The following is a 25,287-nucleotide window of genomic DNA, read 5'->3' on the forward strand; positions in this document are numbered from 1 at the left end:
GCCAATACTCCCAGATAGTCTGATATGATCCGGTTCAGTATGTATGTGTATGATATGGAGTGAGCAGCAGCGGAAGATCGCAGCACTGTACTCATCAAAAGATGATATACCAATTGCAGAACGGCGATACAAATGTCATTCCTGCCATCTTGTTGTGGATGAGACACCATGCCCGGCATGCGGCGAACGGAACATGGAGATCATGTGCCCGCTTGACACCTGTGATTGTGCTCATGAGATATCCTCAACCATCGAGTACTGTCCGCTCTGTGGCGAGGCGGTCTGTCCTGAATGCGGCTCGCATGATGTGGTGCAGATCAGCAGGGTAACCGGATACCTGCAGGATGTATCAGGCTGGAACGCAGGAAAACAGCAGGAACTCAAAGACAGACAACGCTACTCAGTTGTATGAGGTATTACCTCGCTAACAATACCCTTATTGTAAGGGGTGCATTCCGGGCCTGCAGTACCGGGGATAGCGGGGGCATCAGAAATGTCACATCTCTTCTGACCCATCCGGTTCACCCACCCAATTCTCCTGATAATGAGCAGGTGATCAGGAATGCTGCACTTCGCAACGGCCTATCACCTGCAGTAGCCTTCGGGTTACTCATACCGACACAAGTCACACAGCACGCAGTCTTCAGATATGATCAGGTGACGGTGTTCATCACCGCCGGAAAAACCAGAGGTTCCGCCGGGCATGAGAAACATGATACAGCAGATCCCCAGATAGAAGGCGCCATCAGGATCATCTGCACTATCAGTGGAGACCTGACCGATGGTGATCTCCTCACAGCACTGACATCAGTAAACGAGGCAGAATTACAGGCAACTGCAGGTGATGACAGGATATCAGGCCTCGATCGAAGAGGGATCATCATCGGCGCAGAAAGGGACGCCACAGCCCGGGGTGAGGATCACAACGTGGATGAGAAGATCCGCGAGGCCGTACGATACGGGATTGCAGATGTTATAGAACATATTTCAAAGGGACCTGACCATTCCGATGTCTGGCCGTCATTTCATATTCACTCCACCATCGGGGGGGATCGATGGATAGAATGGCAGAAGAAGGGTTGTCCCTACTACCCTTGTCACTTCAAAGGACAACGGTGTGATCTCTGTTACTGCCCGCTCTATCCCTGCGAAGACGAAACCCTTGGTGAATGGACAATTGGATCCCGCGGACGGGTATGGAGCTGCGTCCCATGCACACTCAATCACCAGTTATCAGTGGTACATCATCTGCGACGCAACCCGGAAGCAACCAGTTCGGAACTGAAAGCACTTCTTCTACATTATCCACACGAATAAAGACCTTGTGAGTATTGCACCACAGATATACATCACAGATTATTTTTCAACTGTTCACTTTCGCCCTGTGCCCTACAGGATTTATATACATCCTGATCTGAAGAGCTGATTGGAGATGACATATGGACCTGACACCAATCACACAAAGGATCTCCGAAAAGTTTGCTGCGCTGGGTCATCAGATCGAACCGGCAAAGGTAGAGGAGAAACTCGCCCGGATGATCAACGAGTTCGGGGTTCCTGAAGAAGAAGCTGAACGCTCAATTGTGAGTGATTACTCACGCGAGTTTGGCCTTGACGAACAGATCCATCCTGCGGCTATTGCATCTGATGCACCTGATGCAACCCCTATTGCAGAGGTCAAGATAGGAGACTGGGCAACCATCGAGGGGGTGGTGACAGTTCTCTTTGAGTCACGCTCTCCTTCAGTCGCACAGAGTGGCATACTCGCAGATCAGTCGGGATGCATCCGGTTCACGGTCTGGGCAAAGGCACAGGCCCCGGCACTCGAACTGGGAGAATGGTACCGGTTTGAGTCCGCTGCGGTTGATGAATTCAACAGCCAGCCAGGGTTTCAGGTCCACTCAGGAACTGCAATCTTCCCAATTCAGCATGATCAACTCCCAGATATTGAGACAACACCGATTGCAGATCTAAAACGGGGAGTGGTCAGCTTTGAAGGAAAAGTGGTATCATATACAGAACGATCTGAAGGGCCGGTGCACATAGCAGGGGTCATCGCTGACGGAACCGGAGCGATCAGGTTCACGATCAGAAGAGGAGACACTGCACCAGAAATAGAAGAGGGAGGGTGGTACCAGATCGAGTACGCTGTTGCTGATCTCTACCGGGGAGCAATGAACCTGCAATTCAACGCAGGTACCAGAATAACCCAGATATCAGATGATCGCAGCCTTCGCCCGGCCATATCACCAATTGCAGGAATAAAACCCGGGATTATCTGCATACGGGTAAAGGTTCTCCAGGAGTACGCAAGCTCAAGTGAGAGGATGTTCCAGTCAGGCACCCTTGGAGATGAGAGCGGGACTATCAGATTTGTAACCTGGAAGGATGAGTCTGCAGAGCGGCTTGCACCCGGGATGGCGTACACAATCTATTACGCATCTGCGGATGAGTTCAACGGCCGGTTGTCACTAACCCTGAACGGGGCCACCTGTCTTCCTGATGACGCAGCGGCGATCAACGTCACTCCCATCCCGGAACGATCAGCACCTGAAACTGCCACTCTCGAAGGAGTTGTTACGGTTCTTTTCCCTCCCCGCACTGCTTCTATAGCCCAGACCGGGATCTTCGCGCACGATTCCGGAGTCATGCGGCTTACTGTATGGGCAAACGCCCATGCACCGACTCTGCAGGTGGGGGAATGGTACCGCCTGGAATCAGCAGTCCTTGATGAATACAACTCACAGAAAAATATCAAGGTCACATCAGGAACGGTTGTAACACCACTTTCAGGTGAGACTATTCCACAGATCGCTGTCTCACCAATATCAGATCTGAAACAGGGACTCGTTAGTCTTGAAGGAAAGGTAATTACCTACACACCTCATGCAGAAGGGCCAGTCAGGGCAGCAGGAGTGATCGCTGACAATACCGGCGGGATCAGGTTCACCATCAGGCAGGGGGAGCAGGTGGCAGACATCGAGGCAGGAGGATGGTACCGGTTCGATTACGCTATCGCTGATCTGTATCGAGGAGCCATGAACCTGCAGCTCAATGCAGTGACCCGAATCTCACCACTTCCGGGAGACCAGACTCTTCAACCTGCGATCACACAGGTTGCAGAGATAAAACCAGGAATTGTCTCTCTGCATGTAAAAGTGGTTCAGGAGTATGAGAGTACCAGCGAACGAATCCTCCAGTCAGGAATACTCGGTGATGAGACCGGAACCATCAGGTTCGTGACCTGGAAAGATGATACCACTGAAAGGCTGATTCCTGGGAAGATCTACACCATTCAGTATGCAGCAGCGGACGAATATAACGGACGCCCGTCCCTGACCCTCAACGGATCAGCCGTCATCGCGGATGATGCCGGGGCCATCGAAGTGAAAGCATCAGGTGATGAGGTCATCGGTGCACTTGTTCATATATCGCCAGGTTCAGGTCTCATCAAGCGCTGCCCGGTTGAAGGATGCGGAAGGGTGCTTACGAGACAGAACTACTGTCAGATCCATGAGATCCAGCCTGATTTTCAGTACGATCTCAGGATCAAAGGGTGGCTTGACAACGGACGGCAGACCTGGGACACGATCATTTCACGGGAAGGTGTGGAGAAACTTCTCGGACTCACACTGGATAGTGCAAAGGAGATGGCAGAGAACAATCCTCTCGGGCTTGAGACTGTGTATTATCACCTCTGTGAAGAGTTGCTTGGCAGATATATCTCCTGCCAGGGAAGAGTCATCGAAAACAGGCTCTTTTCATCATCATGTTCGTATCTCACCTTTGATTCGGCACGTCATGCGGATCTGCTCAACCGTTCGGAGGTGACCAGTCATGAGTGAACAGACTGCCTTTCAACGATATGAGCGCGAACCGGCAAAGAGGGTTTTCGCGGCAGAGTTCAGGGAGACATCATACCACTTCAAGGAGGGAAGTGAGGACAAAAGCCCGACCTTCGTGCTGCTCCCGACCGGTGAGCGGTGTAACAGGGTATTTCTCGTAGGCCTCCTGGCTGACAAGAAGAAGTCAGAGGGTGATGCGGTCTTCTACCAGATCAAGGTGAAGGATCCGAGTGGGTTCTTCTTTGTGAGTGCAGGGAGTTATCAGCCGGAAGCGATGCACCAGATCGCATCCATCGAGACACCGACCGTCGAGGCAAAACCTACCTACGTTGCAGTGATCGGAAAGCCGAACGTGTTTAATGCACCGGACGGACGGACCCTGGTATCAGTCAGGGCCGAATCGGTGGCTGCTGTCAGCAAGGAGGTACATGACTGCTGGATTCTTGATACTGCCACACGGACCCTTGAGCGGCTTGAGAAGACCGAAGAGACTCCTGATACGGTGAAGGCAAAAGAGATCTATAAACAGACATCAGATGTCTGGAAACGAATGGTTCACGAAGCCCTGAAAACAATTGAGATCTAACCTCTCACTACGTTTTTACCGTAAATAATAACTAAAAACCTCAAAGGGCTTGAGAAAAACCAATCCATTTATCTTTTCTGATGCTGTATCCAAACATACCATACGTTTCCTGGTGGACTGATGCCAATACCTACTTATCATATGCTCATGTATCCGCTCCTTCAGTATTTGAGTGATGGAGAACAACATGGAATCCGTGATTTGGTCGACAAACTCATTGAACAATATAAAATCTGAACGAGGAAGAAAGAAACAGAGTCCTGCCAAGAGGCAATCAAAAGGTAATTTCATGCAGAGTCGGTTGGGCTAAGACATATTTAAAAAAGGCAGGACTCATAACAAACCCAGGGCGGGGAATTATCCAGATAACGGTTCAGGGAAGAAAAACCCTGAAACAAAATTTGACAGATCTCAGTGATGAATATTTAGAACAATTTGAAGGTTTCAGGGCATTTAAAAGAAGTTTTCATCCTTCGAAATCGGAACATGATGAAATCTCACTTCCTGACTTACCAGATACAAGAACACCTCAGGAGATCCTTACTGAAGGATATCAGCAGATTCAAACCGAACTTGTCTCTGAACTGATGCAACAGGTACTCAACTGTTCACCCCACTTTTTTGAAACTCTCGTACTTGATGTTCTGGTTTCAATGGGATATGGGGGTTCCCACAACGACGCTGCTCAATCAGTCGGTCGAACTGGTGATGGAGGGATTGACGGGATCATCAAAGAGGACAAGCTTGGTCTTGATGCCATCTATTTGCAGGCAAAGCGATGGAAAAATACCGTAGGAAGACCTGAGATCCAGTCATTCGCAGGAGCATTGGATGGGGTCAGAGCAAAAAAGGGGATATTTATTACAACATCCGGATTTACTCAAGATGCTTTGAATTATGTAAAAGGTATTGAGAAAAAGATTGTTCTGATCGATGGGAAACAATTGGCTAATCTGATGATCGAATATAATGTCGGCGTTTCACCAATTGCCACGTACACCATCAAAAGAGTGGACACGGATTACTTTGAAGAAGAGTGATTTTGTCTTCTTGTCATCGCACTGTATCCCACTCTTCAAGAACCTCTGAACCCTCGACAAAGACCAGTCCGTGTTTCTTTGCATACCTGAGCCTCTTCTTTTAACAAGGCAAGTCCACTCTCATCATCAAGCATCTCGCATATACTGATCGGCGGATATATGCTTGCCATCTCTGCCAAGGCTATCGAGAACTCACTCTGGCCATGACGTTGATCCAGCAGTTTTTCTGCGGCAATGAGCACAGGCATGTGACCGGGGGTTCTGAACTGCTCCTTGAACACTACAGGCCCCTCGTCGAGAGTATTCTGGACAACCTGTGAGAGGGCGTTCACCGTGAGGGATCGATCCTTGTCAATAATCCCAGAGAAAGTATTCCGGTGATTAACCCAGAGTGAGAATGAAGAGTTGTTCGAAGGATCATACGGAATGTCTCTGAGATGTTCGACCATGGCAAAGGCCTTGAGGAAAAACCTGAGAAACGGAAGACCCTTTTTTTTGTCGATGTAAAGGGAATTGCGGTACAGGCAGATCTCCCATAATCATGGAGTGTCCTAAAACCATTAAAAGTAATATTTTTGAAGAGAGACAATCAGGATATTCGCACTCTGCCTACGAATTAAAAGTTAGGGGCATTACAGGTATTTATTTATGAATGAAATACAGAGTTTCAATCATGTTGAATTATAAAGAGAAGCGGATTCTAATTGTTCTAGCAATTTTTGTAGTCTTCCTTTTTCCAACTGCCCAAGCGGCAGCCAATCCATTTGTGGACGTGCCGGCCAAACATTGGTCATATGATGCACCAAATAAACAGGCTTCAGATAAGGTAACCGAGGATAACCATGATCCAGGATTTTCTCCGGATTTGACCATGACCAGGGATGAATCCGCAGCCCTAATAGCAAAGTTAAACGGAATTGGAAATTCCATTAAAAATAGATATTCTCAAGGTCAGATTAACAATAACCTGAACCTGATAAAAGATACAGGTAAAGGTACTGATCGCCCTAGTAGTATTGCGGCTACTCCAACCAAAACAAGTGATTCGGACATTCTTGTCGCCGCTCTTTTAGCATCAAATGAAGTTAGAGAATTACCATCAGGGACAGGTGGTTTTTGGGGTGGAGGGGTATCACCAGAAGAGGGATCAGGGTCAGATAATATTATTTTAGGTGCTGGAGAACTACCCCCCCCTACAATACAACAATCACCAATAACCGTACCACCATCGGACCAATTATTAGCACAATTAAAAGTAGAATTGGCGGAAATGCCAGGAGTAACATCATGTACTGGAGGACCAGACTGTTATGCAAACTCCGGGGATTCGAGTGATGGAAGTAATGTCGCTCAACCTATTACAGATGCACCTCCTCGTCACGGATGGTAAACCAATCACTCCTATTTTTCCAGGATCTAGGGGATAATTGCACCGTCCACAATAGCCACGGCGGTGGATACGGAGTTATCCCCCTATTTTCAGAACAGGCTCAGTATTAGCCCTTCCATTCAGGTTTCCCACAGTTTCTAAACCCTTAAGTGGTTTTGACCTTCAATTTTGCATAATTGCCAGAAATTATCGAAAGTTTAAGGAGGAACGTAACACATAGAGATCAATCCATTTTTCAGGATTCATTCATAGAAAATCTGAAATTTCATGTGACTGATATTCGATTGTTTATTACCTCACCTCCCGACACATAAGCGCATAAGGTTGTGAAAAACTCTATCCTCCTATTCCTGATACAAGATATTCCTCTATAAAGCGATTCTTTCACTTTTCCTTAACAATTAAATATAAATTTATTATGCGCTTATATCATAGTGGCAGAAATGAAGTCCACCATACGTATCAAGAAGATTAATGGGAAGGAGTACTGGTACGAAGACACCCCGTATTATGACAAAGAGAAAAAACAGATCCGCCACAAGTCAAAGTACCTGGGGAAAAATATCGACGGGCAGCCAGTGAAGGTCCGTAGTGATGAAATGATTCCTGCTCGGTTGTCCGTATCTTCTGCTCCAAAAGCTGCGTATTTTCATGGGAATCTGCTCCCTCTTCAAAACATCACCCAGGAACTCTCAATTCAGGCTACTCTTGAAGAATTTCTGACTGAAATTGAGACAGATACGCTCTTATCTCTTGTGTACAACCGTATCCTACGCCCTACTGCAATGTCTAATATTCAGTCTTGGTACGAAGGGTCCTCTCTCTGGATCAATAACAATAAGTTACCGCTGAGTGGACAGCGAATCAGCGAGCTCCTATCAAATATTGGTCAAAGTAACATTCCTGAAGAGTTTATGGAACGGTTTGCCGCTCAAATCGAACCAAACGCAACTCTTCTCTACGACATCACCAGTCTGTCGAGTTCTTCAAAACTATTAGAGTGCCTCGAATATGGATATAATCGGGATAATGACGGTCTTCCCCAGATAAATCTCTCCCTCGTTGTAGACAAGGACAAGGGAATACCTGTTCGTTATGATGTATATCCTGGAAGCATTGCAGATATTTCAACACTAAAAAATACTATCATTCGGCTAAAAGATGCCGGTTCGCAGCAATTTCGCTTGGTTATGGATAGGGGATTTTTTTCGCAAACCACCCTTGCAGAACTGATTGACGAAAAAATTCCATTTATCATCCCAGCTACGATCCAACTCACTTCCGTTAAGGAGTTGATGAGTAAAGCTCAAACGCGAGTTAAACAGGCTGAATATCTTCAGAAACACGAGAAAGGACCAATATTTGCAATGCCTGTAACTCTTGAGCATCAATTTGATCTAGATGATAGACCCAGAATCCTTAAAGTCAATGGATATTGTTTTTATGACCCTAAAAGAGAACAGGATGAACGGGATTCATTTTACCAACAGTTATTTGACGCACTTGAAAAACTCAAAGGGTGTCGGCCACAGAACTGGAGAAAACCGGAAACGGTTGTTCAGGGAGTGGCAAAAAAATACGTCAGATATCTGAATTGGAAGTTTGTTGATGGTCAGTTTGAGGTCTCAATAAAACAAAAAGCGGTGACACAACGTCTTAACCGAATGGGACGATTCATACTTTTTTACAGCGGGGAGATGGATTGGCTTTCCTGCCTCACCATGTATCGTCAGCGAGATGCAGTCGAAAAATGCTTCCTGCGGATGAAAAATGATTTGGAAACACTGCCACTCAATGCACGGAGAGAGGATTCAGTGAAAGGATATTTGTTCATGGTGTTCATAGCCCTAATTATTCGAATGAGGCTTCAAATGATCTTGAAAGTGACCGGGCTTGCGAAACAATATTCGGTCGAAAAACTACTATTAGAACTCGAAAAGATCAAATTATTCGAACTATCTCAGGGGGAAATCATGAAATCTGAAGTCAGTAAGAAAAACAGGGAGATTTTAGAGGCACTTAATTTATGTGCTTAAGGATCCGGGAGGTGAGGTTATTACCGAACCTATTGATACAAGAACAGACGATCAGGGTAAGACTTATTCATCAACCTGAACTAAAAATCTCAAAAAATCTCAAAAAATATGCAGACAATCAGGAGGATTTTTCCCCCTTATGTCTGACGGTTATCCCACTCTTCAAGAACCTCTGAACCCTCGACAAAGACCAGCCCGTATTTCTTTGCATACCTGATCGCCTCTTCCTTTGACAAGGCAAGCCCGCTCTCATCATCAAGCATCTCACAGATACTGATCGTCGGGTTTATACCTGCCATCTCTGCCATGGCAACCGAAAGTTCGGTCTGGCCATGCCGTTGATCCAATAGTTTTTCTGCGGCGATGAGCACAGGCATATGACCGGGGGTTCTGAACTGCTCCTTGAACACAACAGGCTCCCCATCGAGAGTATTCTGGACAACCTGCGAGAGGGCGTTCACCGTGAGGGATCGATCCTTGTCTGTGATCCCGGTGAAGGTGTTCCGGTGATTAACCCAGAGTGAGAATGAAGAGTTGTTCGAGGGATCATACGGAATATCTCCGAGCTGCTCGACCATGGCACAGTTCTTGAGGACATCCCTGGCAAACGGAAGCCCCAGTTTCTTTGCTGATGCATAGGGAATTGCGGTACAGATCAGACCACCGGCATCATGACGCATCCGGCAGATATCCCGGTGGGTGATCCGATCAGATCGCATTGTGAGATCGGTCTCACGTTCTCTGTTGTCAAAATCATAGAGCAGTACCATCTCACCCTTTCTGAGTGCATCAAGGGCCTCTTGAATCATAATGAAACCTCAATCATTACCTCATCTCCATCCTTCAGATTCAGTTCACGACGCAGCCCAACCGGTGCTATCACTTCAACAAGGGCATCAGGATAATGGGATCTCCCGGGAACAACGATCCCACAGGGGATATTTCCAATCATACAGGGTAGACATCGAACCTTGCCGAATGTCCGGCCTTCGGACTCGAACCCTTCTACTACAAACCAGTCTGCAAGCGTCAGTTTTTTTCTCCGCTGGATTGCCACAGGTGAGAGGCGGAGATTCAATGTACCCGGATAGGGTGCAAACCCGAGGATCTTCTCAAACTGGTGCACATACTGGCTGATACTCATGTAGTAGGCGCCTTCTCCAAGGCCAGACTCAACTGTTCCCGGGAACTGATACTGCTTCTCTTTTCTTCCAAAGAGTCGGTAGTAGTCACAGTACTCTTTTCGAAGTACAGACTCACCCTCTTCGCTGATGGTCACGTGCTGGCCGTCTGCGATGATGGTCCGTCTGATCAGGTCTTGCTGCTCCAGTGACTTGAGCCGCCGTGAAGCGGTCTGCGGACTCATCCCAAGCTCCCCACCAAGACCCTGCGAGTTAAGAAAGACCGGATCATGAAGTCCGCCCAGGAGAGCGATGTGCTTCAGGCACTCAAGATCCTCAGGCCCTGTCATGATACCATATATGAGGAGGATATTATTAATGCGTTATCATTGGTGAGATCGATCTCAAAATTGTGTTTTGATCCAGTACCTCACGGATCGATATGAATCAGATTTCTGGATCGACTTACAGCCTGGAATATAGTGCAGTCATGTCGTGAAGGTATCCAGAGAGAGTGTCAGGTATCTGTTCTTCTTTCACCCGCCACAACCAGTTGCCGGTTTTACTCCCCGGAGTATTCATCCGCGATTCGTTGCCCAGATTCAGAAGATCCTGCATAGGGATGATCACCGTGTTTCCAACACTCATCATCGCAAGCCTGATGAGCATCCAGGTGACCTCTTCAGCCCGGAGTTCATGACCGAGATATGCGGACAGGTTTCTCCTCTCTTCTTCAGAGGCTTCTGCCCTGAACCACCCGGAGATCGGGGCATTATCATGAGTACCGGTATAGACCACACAGTCACGCGGGATGTTATGGGGAATATACGGGCTTCCCGCTATCCCTGCCCCAAATGCAAAGATCAGCACCTTCATTCCGGGAAGGGAGAACTCACGCATTACCTCTCTCACATCAGGTGTGATGATGCCAAGATCCTCAGCAATGATAGGTAAATATGCGGAGCGTTTTGCAAGAGTATTCAGAAGATCATAACCGGGAGCAGGAACCCATCTGCCCGTCACTGCGGTCTCTGAACCGGCAGGAATTTCCCAGAAACCTATCAGGCCGCGAAAGTGATCAATCCTGATATAATCGACCAGGGATGCAAGATGTTCGATCCGCTGAATCCACCAGGAGAACCCGGTACTCTGGATCTCATCCCATTCATAGACCGGGCTGTCCCAGATCTGCCCGGTTTCACTGAAGTAGTCAGGAGGGACCCCGGCTATCACCTCTGGTTTCAGACTCTCATCAAGTTTAAAGAATCGCGGGTACACCCAGACGTCAGCACTGTCGTAGTCGACATAGATGGGGATATCACCAATCAGAAGAATTCCGGCTTCCCTGCATTTTGTTCTGAAGGCACTCCACTGAAGGGAAAAAAGGTACTGGAGAAATTTTTCCCTGAGTACGGAATCTGCTTCTTCAGCACGTATCCTGTCAAGGGCTTCGGGACTGCGGAGTTTCAGATCAGAAGGCCAGTCACCCCACCGGAGAGGAGAAAATTTCTTTCGCAAGGCCTGAAAGAGAGTATAATCATCCAGCCATTTCGCGTTTTTGTTACAGAATTTTTCAAATTCTGACCGGTTTTCACTACCCTTGAACCGTTCAAAGGCCCTGGCGAATACCTCCTCCTTGTATGCGATAACCCGTGAAAAATCAACACTTCCGGTGGTGAAAACCGGTACCGGTTCAAGATCTTTTGGATCAATAAACCCGTCAGAGACCATGACTTCCGGGCTTATCAGAAGGGGATTTCCGGCAAATGCGGATAATGCATGATACGGGGAGTTATCATACTCATATTCAGTCGGATGGATCGGAAGAATCTGCCAGTACCGCTGCCCGGAGTCTTTGAGAAACCGGATAAAGTTATACGCCCCCGGCCCGAGATCACCGATTCCAAACCTGGACGGCAGCGATGTAATATGCAGAAGTACTCCGCTTCCCCTCGTTCTCATGAATCGATCTGAGTAATATGAAGGACCCAGAGAAAAATATTCCCGATAATCAGCAAGGATCAGTTTAGATGATCTTCACCGGATGAGGATGTGCCACCATAGATGACATCAAGATGTCTCCCAAGTTCCTGCACAGCCTCTACCCACTCCTGTGAGTGTTCATCACCATCCTGTGCTCTTTTTTCTGCCGGAACCATGTAACGGGAGTGGAAGGCATAGTACTGGTTCTGACTACTGCGGAGATCCATCTGGAGAGAGAGAGGTTTTAGTGCAACAAATAGTGAGTTTACATCCCGGATCTTCTGCAGGGTTTGAGGTTCACGGGTGATGGCACAGATTTCCCTATAGATCCGATCTGCTGCAACAATGCTCAGGTTCAGGGTATCAGGGGGTACCCTGCTCTGAATAAGCCGGGTGACTGCTTTTCGAAGTGATCGGATACCACCATTACCGGTCTCAAGACAGATTCTGACTTCAGCATTGAGAATATACTGGTTTAGAGAGTCAAGGACCGCAGGAGGGGTAGTCCCCTCCTTTTTCATAGCCTGCATGAGAGCCGCATTCCTCGTGGAGATCTGACAGAGATGAGACTCCAGATCAGCAAGAGTGGTTGCAAGAACTGATGTCTGAATCTTCCTCCTCCCATCAGGGAAGATCTTTTTGAGTGGAATTGTGGTTTTGCAGGTCTTCCTCATACAACATATCAATCCAGGAATATCCTGCCAGCTATACGCATTCCAGAGATCCTGCTCCATCTGTGCAAAAGCATCTTCAGAGACAAAGGTCCCTGTGCCACCGATATACACAAGATCTCCGAGCCAGACAGAGACGATGATGTGATGGGACTCTTCACGAGTCAGTTCAGATGTCAAGGTTGCAGATCCGGTCATGAGTCCCAGATTTCCGGTTTTTTCCTGCCTGCAATGGTCACATCTGATCTTGTATGTATAGAGGGAGGTTGCATCCTGATGATCGCCCATAAGGGCAGTGATGGCATAGAAACAGGCGATCTGATCCCTCGCAACCATGGCTGTCTTCACATATCTCTCAAAAATATCCGCACCACGGCCTGATGACGGAATGTTGCTGACCGCCCGGCTGAGTAACCTGGTGAAGGCAGGTTCATAATCGACGCCGGTGAGCTCTTGTGCCAGTTGCATAGCCCTACAGGCGTACATCATCACCTGAACTGTCTCAATCCCGGAAAGTTCATCAAAAAACCACCCGCAACTGGTGTACATGAGCAGGGCATTGTGCTGAACTTCAAGAAGTTTCAGTGCTCTCGCCACCTGATCAGAAGAGAATCCCCGAATCATATGCCTGGTGATGAACCAGTCGAGACGTTCATCAGACCTGTCAAGGATCAGGTCAATGTACTCGTTGCGTGCAGCCCGGGGATCTGAAAACTGAAGACCTGCTTCTTTCTCGTACAACGCGGTGAGAGAGGCATTCAACTGGTCCATTGCTTCCCTGAGTGGGCCACGCCACTTCTGATTCCACAGCCTGGGATTATATGGAGGAGTGGTGTTTGTAAGTGAGACACACTCACCCGGATCAGAGATCAGGCAGGCATGATAAGTCCGGCATCCACAATCGCTCTGCCACCGTCCGACACCATGATTACAACTCCATGAGGAGTTCTCGTAGATCTCAACCTCGTTTTCAGGAGGGTGGGTTGCTAGGTACTCCCCGAAGATGGTAATTCTGGCCAGTTTTTGTTTGTCTATGAGATGGAGAGCATATGCAAGGGCCATATCAGCGAACCGGTGATGATGCCCGTAGGTCTCACCGTCGGTGGCAATACTGAGCAACCGTGGGGAGTCAATCCCTCTGAAGGTTGAGATCATCCGGTCTGCAAACTGCTCTCCGTTGCTGAGCAGGGAGCCGAACGCGATCTCGCTGGCTATGGCATGATCATAAAAGAACAGGGCTATCGATCTTCCTGATGGGAGTCTGCAGAGATAGGGTCTGCCAATATCAAGTCTCTCCTGGTTCGTAGTCTCCCATGACCCTCCGGCAATTTTTCTTATCCGGCGTGCCTGATACGGAGAGAGGATCGTAAAGAGGATGCCCTGTTCTGCCAGTATTTCAAGGGTTTCGATATCAACAGCGGTTTCAGCAAGCCACATTCCTTCCGGCATCCGGCTAAACCGTAAGGCGAAGTCACGTATGCCCCAGATGATCTCGGTCTCTTTGTCCCGTCGTGAAGCCAGAGGCATAATAATATGATTGTAGACCTGGGCAATCGCACAGCCGTGTCCTGAAAACCGTTTCTGACTCTCGCGATCTGCTTCGATTATTTGAGCGTAGAGTCCGGGATTGTGGTCTTCTATCCATGAGAGGAGGGTTGGACCGAAATTAAAACTGATGCTGGCGTAATTGTTGACGATATCCAGAATATTTCTCCCTGACCCTAGGATTCGGGATGAAGCATTGGGAACATAACATTCTGCAGTGATCAGTTCATTCCAGTCATGATACGGAGATGCAGAACCCTCATTTTCGATCTCTTCAAGCCATGGGTTTTCCCGGGGGGGCTGGTAAAAGTGTCCGTGAATACAGATATGCCGGTTAATATGAATCGCCTCCAGGGCTAGGACTGGCCCTCTCATTTTGCTGCTGGTGCAGATCAACCTTGGGGATCACTGATATCCATACGAGAACTAATCCAGATAAAATTTTGGATGGAACAGAGAAAAAGGAGGTTTCATCAGTTTCTGAAGAGAGATATGATGCCATGAGACTGATCCCTACACTGTTTCAATGCTTTGTTCTGATACTACTGATAGGTATTACCATCGTGCCAGGTATGGCAGCCGGGAAGACTGATGATGATCTCACCTCACAGGCAGGAGTTTTTTCTGTTCTTGAAGCAGGCAGTTATGATCGCATAACCACCGTGGATGAGATGAATAAAAAGGGCGATCTGGGAGTGGGCGGATTTGAAAATATGGATGGAGAGTTGATCCAGCTCAACGGTACAATATACCAGGTGACTTCAGACGGGGTTGTGCACACACCACCGGGGGATACAGGAGTTACATTCATGAACACAGTCAAATTCAATCCTGAAATGAGCCATGAATTTTCCAATCCAGAAAATCTTACCGAACTTGAGGATGAGTTGATGCAGTCATTCCCATCCCAGGACAGCATATACGCGATCAGGATAGACGGATTTTTCCCGGAGATGACGGTCAGAAGTGTTCCGGTGCAGCAGAAACCATATCCTCCCCTGTCGTCAGTTATCGCAAACCAGAGCGTCTTTAATCTCACCAATACAACCGGCACAATATCAGGATTCTGGTTCCCGGCGTGGATGCAGGGCGTGAACTACGCAGGATACCATCTGCACTATATTTCTGAAGATCGGGCATCTGGTGGACATATCCTCGGTTTCACCATAGAGAACGGAACTGCCCTGGTGGATCCGGTACATTCATTCAAAACAGAAACTGAAGAACAGTAAATAAGTAAAGATCAGGAGATGGGAATATCTCCTGAAATTTCCCGGGGTGATTTTTTGAAATGTACTTCGAGCACCCCGTTATCGAAGGTTGCCTTGGCATTTTCTTCGGTTACTTCTGCAGGGAGGGGAACACTCCTGCTCACTGACCCGTAGAACCGCTCCCTGATGAAGTAGTTCTTCTCCTCTTCCTCCTTCTCTTCTTTCCGTTCGCATGTGATCTGAAGGAGATTCGGTCTCAGGAGCCTGATCTTCACCATGTCTTTCTGGCATCCCGGTATATCTGCCCGGGCCACCACCTCTTCACCTTCGTCCCTGATATCCACTGAGAAACCTCCTGCAGCCAGTGCAGGCAGGTCACGGCTCCTCTGACTGTAAGATGGAAAAGATGGAAGCAGGTTGTGAAAACGACTTTCCATGTCAGCGAAGAGAGAGTCCATCTCTGTTCTGAATGCATCAAAGGGGTCACGTTCACGTTTGATGATTGCCATTTGGTGTACCTCCGGTACGTCACGAAGACGGGTACGCTTCCCCTACGTAATATGAGAACATAAAATTTTGCCAGGCACCTTTCAGACACAATTGTATCAGAAACCGGACACTTCAGAATACGTCAATCCGGATATCATGCGGGGCAATAACCAGAAACCTAAAATACCATAATTCGATCTTTGTCGAACTGTATTTCGTTAATTATTTAACTTCCCCCTCCCTCACTGTACAGGCATGGAACCGGGACTGCGCCATCGGCTTGCAGAGAAGATGGCGGGGGAGATAACCCTCTCTGATTCTCCGGGGAAGACCCTGAAGAAATGGCGAATGAGTTTTGACATCTCTCAGGGACACCTGTCCGAGTTTCTCGGCGTCTCGCCTTCAGTCATCAGTGACTATGAAAGCGGGAGGAGGAAGAGTCCTGGTACTGCGATTATCGGACGGATTGTAGATAGTATTCTCGCCATTGATGAAGGAAGGGGAGGCAGATATATACAAAAATTTGCCTCGCTGCTCTTTGCGGAGATGGGGGAAGGGGTCATCTATGATCTCCATGATTATTCAAACCCAATCACACTGGAGACATTCTGCAGGGTAATTGGGGGAGAACTCCTCACAGGGCCGGTAGATCTGACGATCTACGGGTATACGATCATCGACAGTATCAAGGCGATTATGAACCTCTCATCGAACGAGTTCAACCGGATATACGGGTGGAGCACCGAACGGGCGCTCATTTTCACCGGAGTTTCCAATGGAAAGTCACCAATGGTGGCGATCCGGGTTACCCCCTTCAAACCCCGGTGCGTAGTACTCCACGGCATTTCAGCAGGGGATGTTCATCCGATCGTGCCAAAGATGGCAGAGAAGGATCACATCACCCTGATGTGTACCGAGAAGGATATTGAAGAGATCGTGGAGAGTCTGAGGGACGAAAAATGGTAGGAATAATCTCATACGGGGCGTACATTCCACGCTACCGTATCAAGGTAGAAGAGATCGCACGGGTATGGGGTGCGAATGGTGCCGAGATCTCAAAGGGTCTCGGAGTGTTTGAGAAGAGTCTTCCTGACATGGACGAAGACACCATCACCATCTCAGTCGAGGCAACCCGTGCAGCAATGGCACGGCGTGAGATCAACCCGGTTGATATCGAAGCAGTATATGTCGGATCCGAGTCACACCCGTACGCGGTCAAACCTACTGCAGTAACAGTCGGAGAAGCTATTGGGGCAACACCTGTGATGACTGCAGCAGATTACGAATTTGCATGCAAAGCAGGAACTGCAGCGATTCAGACCTCGATGGGTCTTGTCAAATCAGGTATGGTAAAACTTTCTGTTGCCGTTGGTGCAGATATCGCTCAGGGAGAGCCCGGCGATGCACTTGAATACACGGCAGCAGCCGGAGGAGCCGCATTTGTTATCGGTAACGATGATCCGATTGCCGAGATCAATCACACCTGTTCATTCTCCACAGATACACCAGACTTCTGGAGACGGGAGAACAAACCATACCCACGGCATGGTGGAAGGTTTACCGGTGAGCCTGCATACTTCAAGCACGTGATCGGTGCATCGAAGATGATGCTCGAAAAGATGGGAACCAAGCCGTCTGATTATGACTTCGCTGTGTTCCACCAGCCGAACGGAAAATTCCCGGTTCAGGCAGCAGGCATGCTCGGGTTCTCAATGGACCAGATCAAACCGGGACTTGCAGTCACTTACCTTGGAAATACGTATTCAGGAGCATCTATGGTCGGACTCTCTGCAGTCCTCGATGTTGCAAAACCAGGAGATCGGATCTTTTTGACCAGTTACGGATCCGGGTCTGGAAGCGATTCTTTTGACATGACCGTGACCGATGTGATCACCTCTGATCTCTTCCACCGTGAGGCAGCTCCGTCAGTGGCAGCCCTCCTGGCTGACAAGAAGATCGTTGACTATGCAGTATATGCCAAACACAAAGGCAAAGTGGTGATGATGGAATGAGAGAAGTCGCAGTTATCGGAGTCGGTTGCACAAAGTTCGGTGAGAAGTGGGAGAGTTCTTTCAGAAATCTCTTTGTTGAGGCTGGTGCCCTGGCACTGGAGGATGCAAATCTTTCAGGTGAACACATCGACGAGATCTTTGTCGGCAACATGAGTGCAGGCAGATTTGTCGAGCAGGAGCATGTCGGAGCCCTTATCGCAGATTATGCAGGTCTTGCAACTGATAACATTCCGGCAACGCGTGTTGAGGCAGCCTGTGCATCAGGTGGACTTGCATTCAGACAGGCATACACCGCAGTTGCGTCAGGAATGTCAGACATCGTCGTTGCAGCCGGAGTCGAGAAGATGACCGATGTTGATACCAGTGTCACTACCGATGTGCTTGCTGCTGCTGCAGACAGGGAGTGGGAAGGGATTGCAGGAATTACATTCCCCGGTCTCTACGCTATGATCGCAACCCAGTACATGCACCGGTACGGCCTTACCCGCGAGCAACTTGCCCAGGTCGCGGTGAAGAACCATGAGAACGGTGCATTGAACCCTAACGCACAATTCCAGAAGCCAATTACTCTTGAAACAGTAATGAAATCAACCCTGGTTGCAGATCCGCTCAGACTCTTTGACTGTTCACCGGTAACAGACGGGGCCTCTGCAGTCATTCTTGCCCCGCTTGAGCGGGCACGTGAGTTCACGGATACTCCGATCAAGGTTCTTGGCTGTGGCCAGGCATCAAGTTCCATCGCACTTCATGACCGAAAGGACATCTGCACTCTTGATGCAACAGTTGCCGCAGGAAACAGGGCGTTCCAGATGGCAAAGGTCGAGCGTAAGGATATCGGATTTGTTGAGGTGCATGACTGTTTCACCATTGCAGAGATCTGTGCCATTGAGGATCTCGGATTCTGCAAGAAGGGAGAGGCAGGAAAACTGACCGAAGAGGGATACACGGCCCTTGGAGGAAAACTTCCAGTCAACCCGAGCGGTGGACTGAAAGCATGTGGTCACCCGGTCGGAGCAACCGGAGTCAAACAGGTTTACGAGGTTGTAAAGCAGCTTCGTGGCGATGCCGGAAAACGACAACTTGATGCAGACATTGGTATGACCCAGAACGTGGGAGGAACAGGGGCAACTGTGGTCTGTCATATCTTCGGGAGGGCTTAAGCATGAGTGTTGCACGTTTCTGGAGAAAGCAGCAGAACAGATACAATCTGATCGGTACACACTGCGAAACCTGTGGCAGATACTTCTACCCGCCACGACCATTCTGTCCTGACTGCCGTCGTGAAGGAAAGATCGTAGATCACAAGTTCAAGGGAACCGGAACAGTGATCACCTACTCCATCATCAGGAGCGCCGGGGATCAGTTCAAATTCCTGACACCCTATGCCCTCGCCATCATCGAGCTTGATGAGGGGACCAAGCTGACCTCCCATGTGATCTGTGAGATTGATAAGATCCATATCGGAATGCGGGTCAGGCCGGTCTTCCGTAAACTCGCTGAAGAGGGATCAAGCGGCGCAATATTTTACGGTACAAAGTTTGTACCGGCCTGAATCTTTCAGGCCTTTTTTTATCAGCTTCTTTTTCAACAGACCGGTTCCGCATAATTACGTGAACTGTCGAACCGATCATCGTTAATTATATACATATGGCGGTACTACTACTATTCATCACACCGCCACCCCTCAAAGGATGGCAGGAGAGGGACTTCATCAGCAGAATCTGTGTACGAAAACAGAGAGTAATCTCCTACAATCCTCCTAAATTTCAGCGGGGGTAAAACCCCGCTTCAACGAACTGCAACATAGTCTCTCCTTATCGACGATGCATTCAGTGCGAATTAAAATTTGAACCGTTTTTGCGAAATTTTGCGGGAGTAAAGATTATGTCGAAAGTATCATATCGGACACAGGGGATATGAGATAGTATGAGTAACCGGGCAACGAATGTCGATCCGTTTGAAATAATTCAAACCGTTGATGAACCTCTTTTTGTGCTTAATGAATCCTATGAGATCGTCTTTGGAAACCGTGCATTTGATACCACGTTCGGTGTCGGAAGGGCAGATATTGAGGGAAAGTCCATCTACTCCATCGGTGGAGGAATGCTTGATCTTCCGGTGATGAAGGAGAAACTCGAACTTGTTTTCAGAGAGAAGAAAGCGCTTGAGAGTTTTGAACTGGATCACATCTTCCCGAAGGCAGGCAGACGTACCTTTACCATCAATGCAAGTCTGATGAGACGCTATGGGAGTGCCACCAGCGAACAGATGGTTATCAGGTTCATCGATATCACTGAGAAACTTGCAGCTGAACGTGCAATCAGACAGAAGACCCAGGAAATTCTCGAACTTTCAACCCCGATATCAAAGATCTGGGATGAGATCCTGATCCTCCCGCTCATCGGTACCCTGGATACCATTCGCGCAGACAAGATGATAGCCCAGCTTCTTGATGCAATAAGAAGAGAATCAGCCAGGTACATCATCATGGACGGAACTGCTGTTCAGAGCATGGACGAGACCGGTGCCAGAAATATCATCAAGGCTACTGTTGCAATCAAACTCCTCGGTGCCTACGTCATCATGACCGGCATCAAGCCTGAGGTCGCCATGACGATGGTTCAATTGGGTATTGAACTACGTGATATTCAGACACGTGCGACACTGCAGGAAGGGGTCCAGTTTGCTCTTGAATCACGCGGATACCTCATTATGCACAAAGGATCGATCAGGGAAGAACAGCAGATCTCAAATTCACGTGACTCAGACCGGCAGCCGAAATCAACTCTCCGGCTCATCAGCCCGTACCGCGAACCATAAACCGGATTACGGTTACTCATTCTTTTATTCAGCCTCTTCCTGAATATTTTTCCCGCTACGAAAGATTCATTCCTTCTGACCCGGACTATGAAGATATGGACGGGGATACAGGATCAGATATCGGACGTGAATCACTGGCGTTGCATGCCGCTCATTCTGGGAAACTGGAGATCAGATCAAAGGTTCCGCTTACAAACCGGGTAGACCTGAGCAGGGCATACACGCCAGGAGTGGCAGAGGTCTGCAGGGAGATTGCAAGAAATCCGGAGTCGGTCTGGAAATATACCCTGAAATCTAACACGATCGCCATTATATCTGATGGAACGGCGGTTCTTGGCCTCGGTGATATCGGTCCTTCTGCCGGAATTCCGGTCATGGAAGGAAAGGCTATTTTGTTCAAGGAGTTTGCAGGTATAGACGCATTTCCAATCTGTCTCGACGCAATGAGCGAGGATCTGGTACGAATCATCAGGAGTCTGGCTCCGGTGTTTGGAGGGATCAACCTGGAAGATATCGCTGCACCTGCCTGTTTTGAGATCGAGGAGGAACTTCAGGATCTCGGGATCCCGGTAATGCACGATGATCAGCACGGAGCAGCGGTGGCAGTTCTTGCAGCACTGATTAACGCCTGCAAAGTAACCGGAAAGCGGTTTGAAGATCTGAAAGTTGTTGTCTGTGGAGCGGGTGCTGCAGGGTATGCGATATGCAGGTTACTCAAATGCATCGGGTATGACACCCAATCCTGTACACCTGTTCAGGAACTGATTGCCTGTGACACGATCGGTATAATCTACAGGGGAAGGCCCGGGCTGTATGATAACAAATACAAATTCATCCTCGGTGACGAGACGAATTCAGTACACAGAACCGGGACACTCGCTGACGCAATGAGAGGGGCGGACGCCTTTATCGGAGTTTCTGTTGCAAACCTGGTTTCAGAAGAGATGATACGATCCATGGGACCTGATCCGATCGTCCTCTCTCTGGCAAATCCGGTTCCTGAGATCATGCCTGACAAAGCACGTAATGCCGGAGCAGCAGTCGTCGGCACAGGCAGGAGTGATTATCCCAACCAGGTCAACAATGTCCTTGTATTTCCGGGGATATTCAGAGGAGCGCTCGATGCACGTGCCACCCGGATCACCGATGAGATGAAGATCGCAGTTGCCCATGCAATCGCGGGTTGTGTGAGCTGCCCAACCCCTGAAAAGATCCTCCCTGATCCTCTTGACAGGGGAGTTGTCACCGCTGTGGCTGAAGCAGTAAAACTGGCAGCAATTGCATGCGGAGTAGCCAGATCCCATACCTGAAACAAGAGAGAGATGGCATAGATCATTTTCTTCCTGTTACCAGAAAGCCGGTAAACGATGAAAAAAATCTGCCAGTTTTATCTAATTCTTTCAGAGCCGAGAGCCAATCTTCACCATCATCTTTTGAGATCAGGCCAGCCTCTCTGGCATGGAGGATGGTGTCCCTAATCCCGAATATCTGATCGCAGGTGTCAAGATCATAAAGGATGAGAGTTCGGGGAATTGCGGTGAGATCACGGGCACCATGATCCAGACATATCCGGCATAGTCTTCGTCCGATCCATCCGTTCATGAACTGATCTGCCCAGAAATTCAGGATCGTGCGGGTAATCTCCGGCATCGGATGATCGATGATAAAAAGTTCCCAGTCTGGTTCAAACAGCACAAACCTTCCATCAGGCTTCAGGACACGCAGCATCTCACAAACTACAGTTTCAGGATACTCAATATGCTGAAGGGCACGATCCTCCCTGACCGCGTCAAAGACTGCATTGCCAAAACCAAGGAAACGCCCGTCCATCCTTGCAAAAACAGGAGAGTTTCCCTTGTGAGTGGATGAAACAGAACAGGAAGACCTATTTTGTGCCTCTCGAAGCATCGATAACCCGGGATCTATCGCAGCTACCAGGCCTTTTTGACCTGTAAGGCTGGCAAGGCTCCAGGCATCCCAACCGGTACCGCATCCAACCTCAAGGAGGCGATCTCCGGCATGCAGATCCAGGAGCCTGAAACTCTCCTCTTTTACCTCTTTGAAGAAGGGATGGGATCTGATTGCATCCAGACAACTGATCAGACTGCCGGTTTTATCCAGATCTGACTCCTGAAATCCGGTTGCAAGAAAGGCCATATGTACCAATAGGTAGTGAGAAAGATAAAAACCCCAACGATGATCCGTTGGGGGCCCCAGTTAGGACCGGTGAAAAGGACTCATGTTAAAAGATAGATACGACACAGGTTTCCATGACCAGACAACACTTATAATGAGAAACCAGAACTGGCACCACTATCACTGATCAGAGCAGAAGTTCCTACACTATCTGTACCTGATCCTGACTGTTGATATATCATGAGACGGGATCTCCGGAGTACCCATACAATGTCAACCGCATTACTTACTGATCTCTACGAACTGACCATGGCACAGAGTTTTCTTGAGCATGGTAAGACAGGTCGTGCCGTATTCTCCATCTCGGTCAGAACGATGCCACCGGAGCGGAATTTTCTAGTCTCCTGCGGACTCGACAGCCTGATCCGGTACCTGACAACCTTCACCTTCACTGCAGAAGATATCTCCTATCTGCGATCACTCGACAAATTCACTGATGATTTTCTCACCTGGCTCTCATCGTTCAGGTTTTCAGGAGATGTCATTGCGGTCCCGGAAGGGAGAATTGTATTTGAGAGCGAACCGCTCGTCAGAATAGAGGGATCACTGCCTGAAGTACAGATTCTTGAAACAATAGCCCTGAACCTGATCCACCATCAGACAGTGATCGCTTCAAAGGCTGCCCGGATGATGGCTGTCAGCAGAGGGCATGGTCTGGTTGATTTCGGACTTCGAAGAGCTCACGGACCCGAAGGAGGAACGTATGCTGCCCGTGCCACATACATCGCAGGATTTCTTGGGACGTCAAATGTTGAAGCCGGGAGACTATACGGGATTCCGGTATCAGGAACGATGGCCCATTCATACGTCCTCGTCTTTCCATCTGAAGAAGAAGCCTTCAGAGCATATATCAAAACGTTCCCGGATGACCCCGTTCTCCTCATAGATACGTATGATACGATGGCCGGAGTTGCCACCGCTGCACGGCTTGCAACAGAAGGGTTGCCTGTTTCAGCAGTCAGGATTGACAGTGGTGATATTGCCAGTATCGTTCCACAGGTACGGCAGTACCTGGATGAACATGGCCACAGCCATATCCGTATCATCGCAACCGGAGGGGTTGACGAACATGACATTGATCGCTGGCTGCAGGCTGGAATCCCGATCGATTCGTTCGGAGTCGGGACAAAACTGCTGACCTCATCAGATATCCCGTTCCTTGACATGACGTACAAACTCGTAGAGTACGAAGGAATACCCAGATCAAAGACAAGTCCGGGGAAGGTGACCATACCAGGAAGACGGGAAATTTACCGATATTATAACGATGAAGGCCTGATGGATCACGATGAGATATCCACAGAAACCACAGGGAAGTCTGGTGAGAAACTGCTTGAGACAGTCATCCAGAACGGGAATCTGACTGGGTTTGATACCTCGCTTGAACAAAGCAGGGAGCGATTCAGACATGACGTTAACCGGCTTCCGGTAGGGATGAAAGGACTCACCCAAAATCGGTACCGGGTAATTATCAGATAAAAGAAGAAACCTTCTCTATTCTGTGTGACAACGGGTAGCAGATGATTCAGTCTGCATATGTTCATGGATACTCTGAACGCGAAGCAGCCCGCCTGGCCGATCAGGCGAATACCCTCACACAGATCCTTCATCATGATACCCGGTTCCCTCCGGGAAGTCTGGTTCTTGAAGCCGGATGCGGAACAGGTGCCCAGACCGGTATCATAACGACACAAAATCCGGATTGCAGATTTCATTCAATAGACATATCACAGTCGTCCCTGGATACGGCAGAAGAACGACTCAAAAAGGAAGTTGGCACCTGTGTTAATCAGGTCACATTTGAACAGGCAGATATCAGGGATCTCCCATACGATGACGAGACATTCGACCATATCTTCCTCTGTTTCGTACTCGAGCACCTTCCAGAACCCACAAAGGCACTCAACGAACTGAAACGTGTTTTAAAACACGGGGGATCGATCATGGTGATTGAGGGAGATCACGGATCTGTTTATTTTTATCCTCCAAGTCAGCCTGCCATCGATGCCGTTCAGACCCAGATCGAACTGCAGCACCGTTCAGGCGGGGATGCATGCATAGGAAGAAGACTCTACCCGCTTCTGGCAGAGAGCGGGTTTTCTGAGGTCAGGGTCTCTCCCCGTATGGTGTATGTGGATGCCAGCAAGCCGGAACTTGTTGACGGATTTACGAGAAAAACATTTACAGCGATGATTGAAGGAGTGCAGAAGGATGCGGTCGCTGCAGCACTGATATCAGAGGAGAGATTTGAGGAAGGAATACAGGGATTATACCGGACCTGTGAGCCAGATGGCGTTTTTTGTTACACCTTCTTCAAGGCAACAGGAGTGAAATGCCGGTGA

General features: G+C 48.6%; 23 protein-coding genes and 1 pseudogene. 17 read left to right on the plus strand and 7 right to left on the minus strand.

Going from position 1 to position 25,287, the window contains the following annotated elements:
* Nucleotides 1-49: 49 nt before the first annotated feature.
* The 6 genes and pseudogenes from nrdD to ACHZA2_RS04465 all read left to right on the plus strand — a co-directional run bounded on the left by nrdD (nt 50) and on the right by ACHZA2_RS04465 (nt 5,471).
* Nucleotides 50-412, plus strand: a complete 363-nt coding sequence (gene nrdD / locus ACHZA2_RS04440) for an anaerobic ribonucleoside-triphosphate reductase (protein WP_319539922.1) — start codon at nt 50-52, stop codon at nt 410-412.
* Nucleotides 409-1,317 carry a cysteine-rich small domain-containing protein gene (locus ACHZA2_RS04445; protein ID WP_319578689.1) on the plus strand — a complete coding sequence of 303 codons (909 nt, stop codon included), beginning with the start codon at nt 409-411 and terminating at the stop codon, nt 1,315-1,317. The genes nrdD and ACHZA2_RS04445 overlap by 4 nt, the downstream gene beginning before the upstream one ends.
* 122 nt (nt 1,318-1,439) lie before the next feature.
* Nucleotides 1,440-3,845, plus strand: a complete 2,406-nt coding sequence (locus ACHZA2_RS04450) for a hypothetical protein (protein WP_319578690.1) — start codon at nt 1,440-1,442, stop codon at nt 3,843-3,845.
* Nucleotides 3,838-4,431: a nucleic acid-binding protein gene (locus ACHZA2_RS04455; protein WP_319578691.1), complete on the plus strand. Its 594-nt coding sequence runs from the start codon at nt 3,838-3,840 to the stop codon at nt 4,429-4,431. Before ACHZA2_RS04450 ends, ACHZA2_RS04455 begins: the two co-directional genes overlap by 8 nt.
* Before the next feature lie 284 nt (nt 4,432-4,715).
* Nucleotides 4,716-4,766: pseudogene (locus ACHZA2_RS04460) on the plus strand (hypothetical protein); the annotation flags it as partial.
* A 252-nt stretch (nt 4,767-5,018) separates the two neighbouring features.
* Nucleotides 5,019-5,471, plus strand: a complete 453-nt coding sequence (locus tag ACHZA2_RS04465) for a restriction endonuclease (protein ID WP_319578692.1) — start codon at nt 5,019-5,021, stop codon at nt 5,469-5,471.
* A gap of 35 nt (nt 5,472-5,506) precedes the next feature.
* Here the strand turns inward: ACHZA2_RS04465 and ACHZA2_RS04470 are convergent, their stop codons facing one another.
* Nucleotides 5,507-5,920 carry a 3,4-dihydroxy-2-butanone-4-phosphate synthase gene (locus ACHZA2_RS04470; RefSeq protein ID WP_319578693.1) on the minus strand — a complete coding sequence of 138 codons (414 nt, stop codon included), beginning with the start codon at nt 5,918-5,920 and terminating at the stop codon, nt 5,507-5,509.
* Between the two features lie 203 nt (nt 5,921-6,123).
* Here ACHZA2_RS04470 and ACHZA2_RS04475 point away from each other — a divergent pair, with 203 nt between their 5' ends.
* The gene (locus ACHZA2_RS04475; RefSeq protein ID WP_319578694.1) at nt 6,124-6,861 is read left to right on the plus strand and encodes a hypothetical protein; all 738 of its coding nucleotides are present in this window, start codon (nt 6,124-6,126) and stop codon (nt 6,859-6,861) included.
* Between the two features lie 443 nt (nt 6,862-7,304).
* Complete coding sequence (locus ACHZA2_RS04480; protein WP_319580941.1) at nt 7,305-8,897, plus strand: IS1634 family transposase; 1,593 nt, start codon at nt 7,305-7,307, stop codon at nt 8,895-8,897.
* Between the two features lie 137 nt (nt 8,898-9,034).
* Here the strand turns inward: ACHZA2_RS04480 and ribB are convergent, their stop codons facing one another.
* From ribB to ACHZA2_RS04500, 4 genes are all read right to left on the minus strand, one after another.
* Complete coding sequence (gene ribB, locus ACHZA2_RS04485; protein ID WP_319578695.1) at nt 9,035-9,706, minus strand: 3,4-dihydroxy-2-butanone-4-phosphate synthase; 672 nt, start codon at nt 9,704-9,706, stop codon at nt 9,035-9,037.
* Complete coding sequence (locus ACHZA2_RS04490) at nt 9,703-10,368, minus strand: DUF120 domain-containing protein (RefSeq protein ID WP_319578696.1); 666 nt, start codon at nt 10,366-10,368, stop codon at nt 9,703-9,705. The genes ribB and ACHZA2_RS04490 overlap by 4 nt, the downstream gene beginning before the upstream one ends.
* A gap of 115 nt (nt 10,369-10,483) precedes the next feature.
* Nucleotides 10,484-11,980 carry a 4-alpha-glucanotransferase gene (malQ, locus tag ACHZA2_RS04495; protein ID WP_319578697.1) on the minus strand — a complete coding sequence of 499 codons (1,497 nt, stop codon included), beginning with the start codon at nt 11,978-11,980 and terminating at the stop codon, nt 10,484-10,486.
* A gap of 59 nt (nt 11,981-12,039) precedes the next feature.
* The gene (locus tag ACHZA2_RS04500; protein ID WP_319578698.1) at nt 12,040-14,592 is read right to left on the minus strand and encodes a DUF3536 domain-containing protein; all 2,553 of its coding nucleotides are present in this window, start codon (nt 14,590-14,592) and stop codon (nt 12,040-12,042) included.
* A 68-nt stretch (nt 14,593-14,660) separates the two neighbouring features.
* Here ACHZA2_RS04500 and budA point away from each other — a divergent pair, with 68 nt between their 5' ends.
* On the plus strand, nt 14,661-15,449 hold the full coding sequence (gene budA, locus ACHZA2_RS04505) for an acetolactate decarboxylase (RefSeq protein ID WP_319578699.1): 789 nt from the start codon (nt 14,661-14,663) through the stop codon (nt 15,447-15,449).
* An 11-nt stretch (nt 15,450-15,460) separates the two neighbouring features.
* On the opposite strand, the gene ACHZA2_RS04510 is transcribed toward budA, so the two are convergent.
* Nucleotides 15,461-15,937, minus strand: a complete 477-nt coding sequence (locus ACHZA2_RS04510; protein WP_319539910.1) for an Hsp20/alpha crystallin family protein — start codon at nt 15,935-15,937, stop codon at nt 15,461-15,463.
* Between the two features lie 235 nt (nt 15,938-16,172).
* On the opposite strand from ACHZA2_RS04510, the gene ACHZA2_RS04515 reads away from it, so the two are divergent.
* The 6 genes from ACHZA2_RS04515 to ACHZA2_RS04540 all read left to right on the plus strand — a co-directional run bounded on the left by ACHZA2_RS04515 (nt 16,173) and on the right by ACHZA2_RS04540 (nt 22,059).
* Nucleotides 16,173-16,883: a helix-turn-helix domain-containing protein gene (locus ACHZA2_RS04515; protein WP_319539909.1), complete on the plus strand. Its 711-nt coding sequence runs from the start codon at nt 16,173-16,175 to the stop codon at nt 16,881-16,883.
* A complete protein-coding gene (locus ACHZA2_RS04520; RefSeq protein ID WP_319578700.1) occupies nt 16,877-17,929 on the plus strand; it encodes a hydroxymethylglutaryl-CoA synthase in 1,053 nt (350 codons plus the stop codon). The genes ACHZA2_RS04515 and ACHZA2_RS04520 overlap by 7 nt, the downstream gene beginning before the upstream one ends.
* On the plus strand, nt 17,926-19,089 hold the full coding sequence (locus ACHZA2_RS04525) for a thiolase domain-containing protein (protein ID WP_319578701.1): 1,164 nt from the start codon (nt 17,926-17,928) through the stop codon (nt 19,087-19,089). Before ACHZA2_RS04520 ends, ACHZA2_RS04525 begins: the two co-directional genes overlap by 4 nt.
* A 2-nt stretch (nt 19,090-19,091) precedes the next feature.
* Complete coding sequence (locus tag ACHZA2_RS04530; RefSeq protein ID WP_319539906.1) at nt 19,092-19,481, plus strand: Zn-ribbon domain-containing OB-fold protein; 390 nt, start codon at nt 19,092-19,094, stop codon at nt 19,479-19,481.
* Between the two features lie 374 nt (nt 19,482-19,855).
* Complete coding sequence (locus tag ACHZA2_RS04535) at nt 19,856-20,749, plus strand: STAS domain-containing protein (RefSeq protein WP_319578702.1); 894 nt, start codon at nt 19,856-19,858, stop codon at nt 20,747-20,749.
* Nucleotides 20,750-20,844: 95 nt separating this feature from the next.
* The gene (locus ACHZA2_RS04540) at nt 20,845-22,059 is read left to right on the plus strand and encodes an NADP-dependent malic enzyme (protein WP_319578703.1); all 1,215 of its coding nucleotides are present in this window, start codon (nt 20,845-20,847) and stop codon (nt 22,057-22,059) included.
* A gap of 22 nt (nt 22,060-22,081) precedes the next feature.
* Here the strand turns inward: ACHZA2_RS04540 and ACHZA2_RS04545 are convergent, their stop codons facing one another.
* Entirely contained in the window at nt 22,082-22,906 is an 825-nt protein-coding gene (locus tag ACHZA2_RS04545) for a methyltransferase domain-containing protein (protein WP_319578704.1), read from the minus strand.
* Between the two features lie 249 nt (nt 22,907-23,155).
* Between ACHZA2_RS04545 and ACHZA2_RS04550 the strand changes: the two genes are divergently transcribed.
* Both ACHZA2_RS04550 and ACHZA2_RS04555 read left to right on the plus strand, forming a co-directional pair.
* A complete protein-coding gene (locus ACHZA2_RS04550) occupies nt 23,156-24,424 on the plus strand; it encodes a nicotinate phosphoribosyltransferase (protein ID WP_319578705.1) in 1,269 nt (422 codons plus the stop codon).
* A 41-nt stretch (nt 24,425-24,465) separates the two neighbouring features.
* Nucleotides 24,466-25,287 carry a methyltransferase domain-containing protein gene (locus ACHZA2_RS04555; protein ID WP_319578706.1) on the plus strand — a complete coding sequence of 274 codons (822 nt, stop codon included), beginning with the start codon at nt 24,466-24,468 and terminating at the stop codon, nt 25,285-25,287.

The organism is uncultured Methanospirillum sp., assembly GCF_963668415.2.
Taxonomy (GTDB): Archaea; Halobacteriota; Methanomicrobia; order Methanomicrobiales; family Methanospirillaceae; genus Methanospirillum.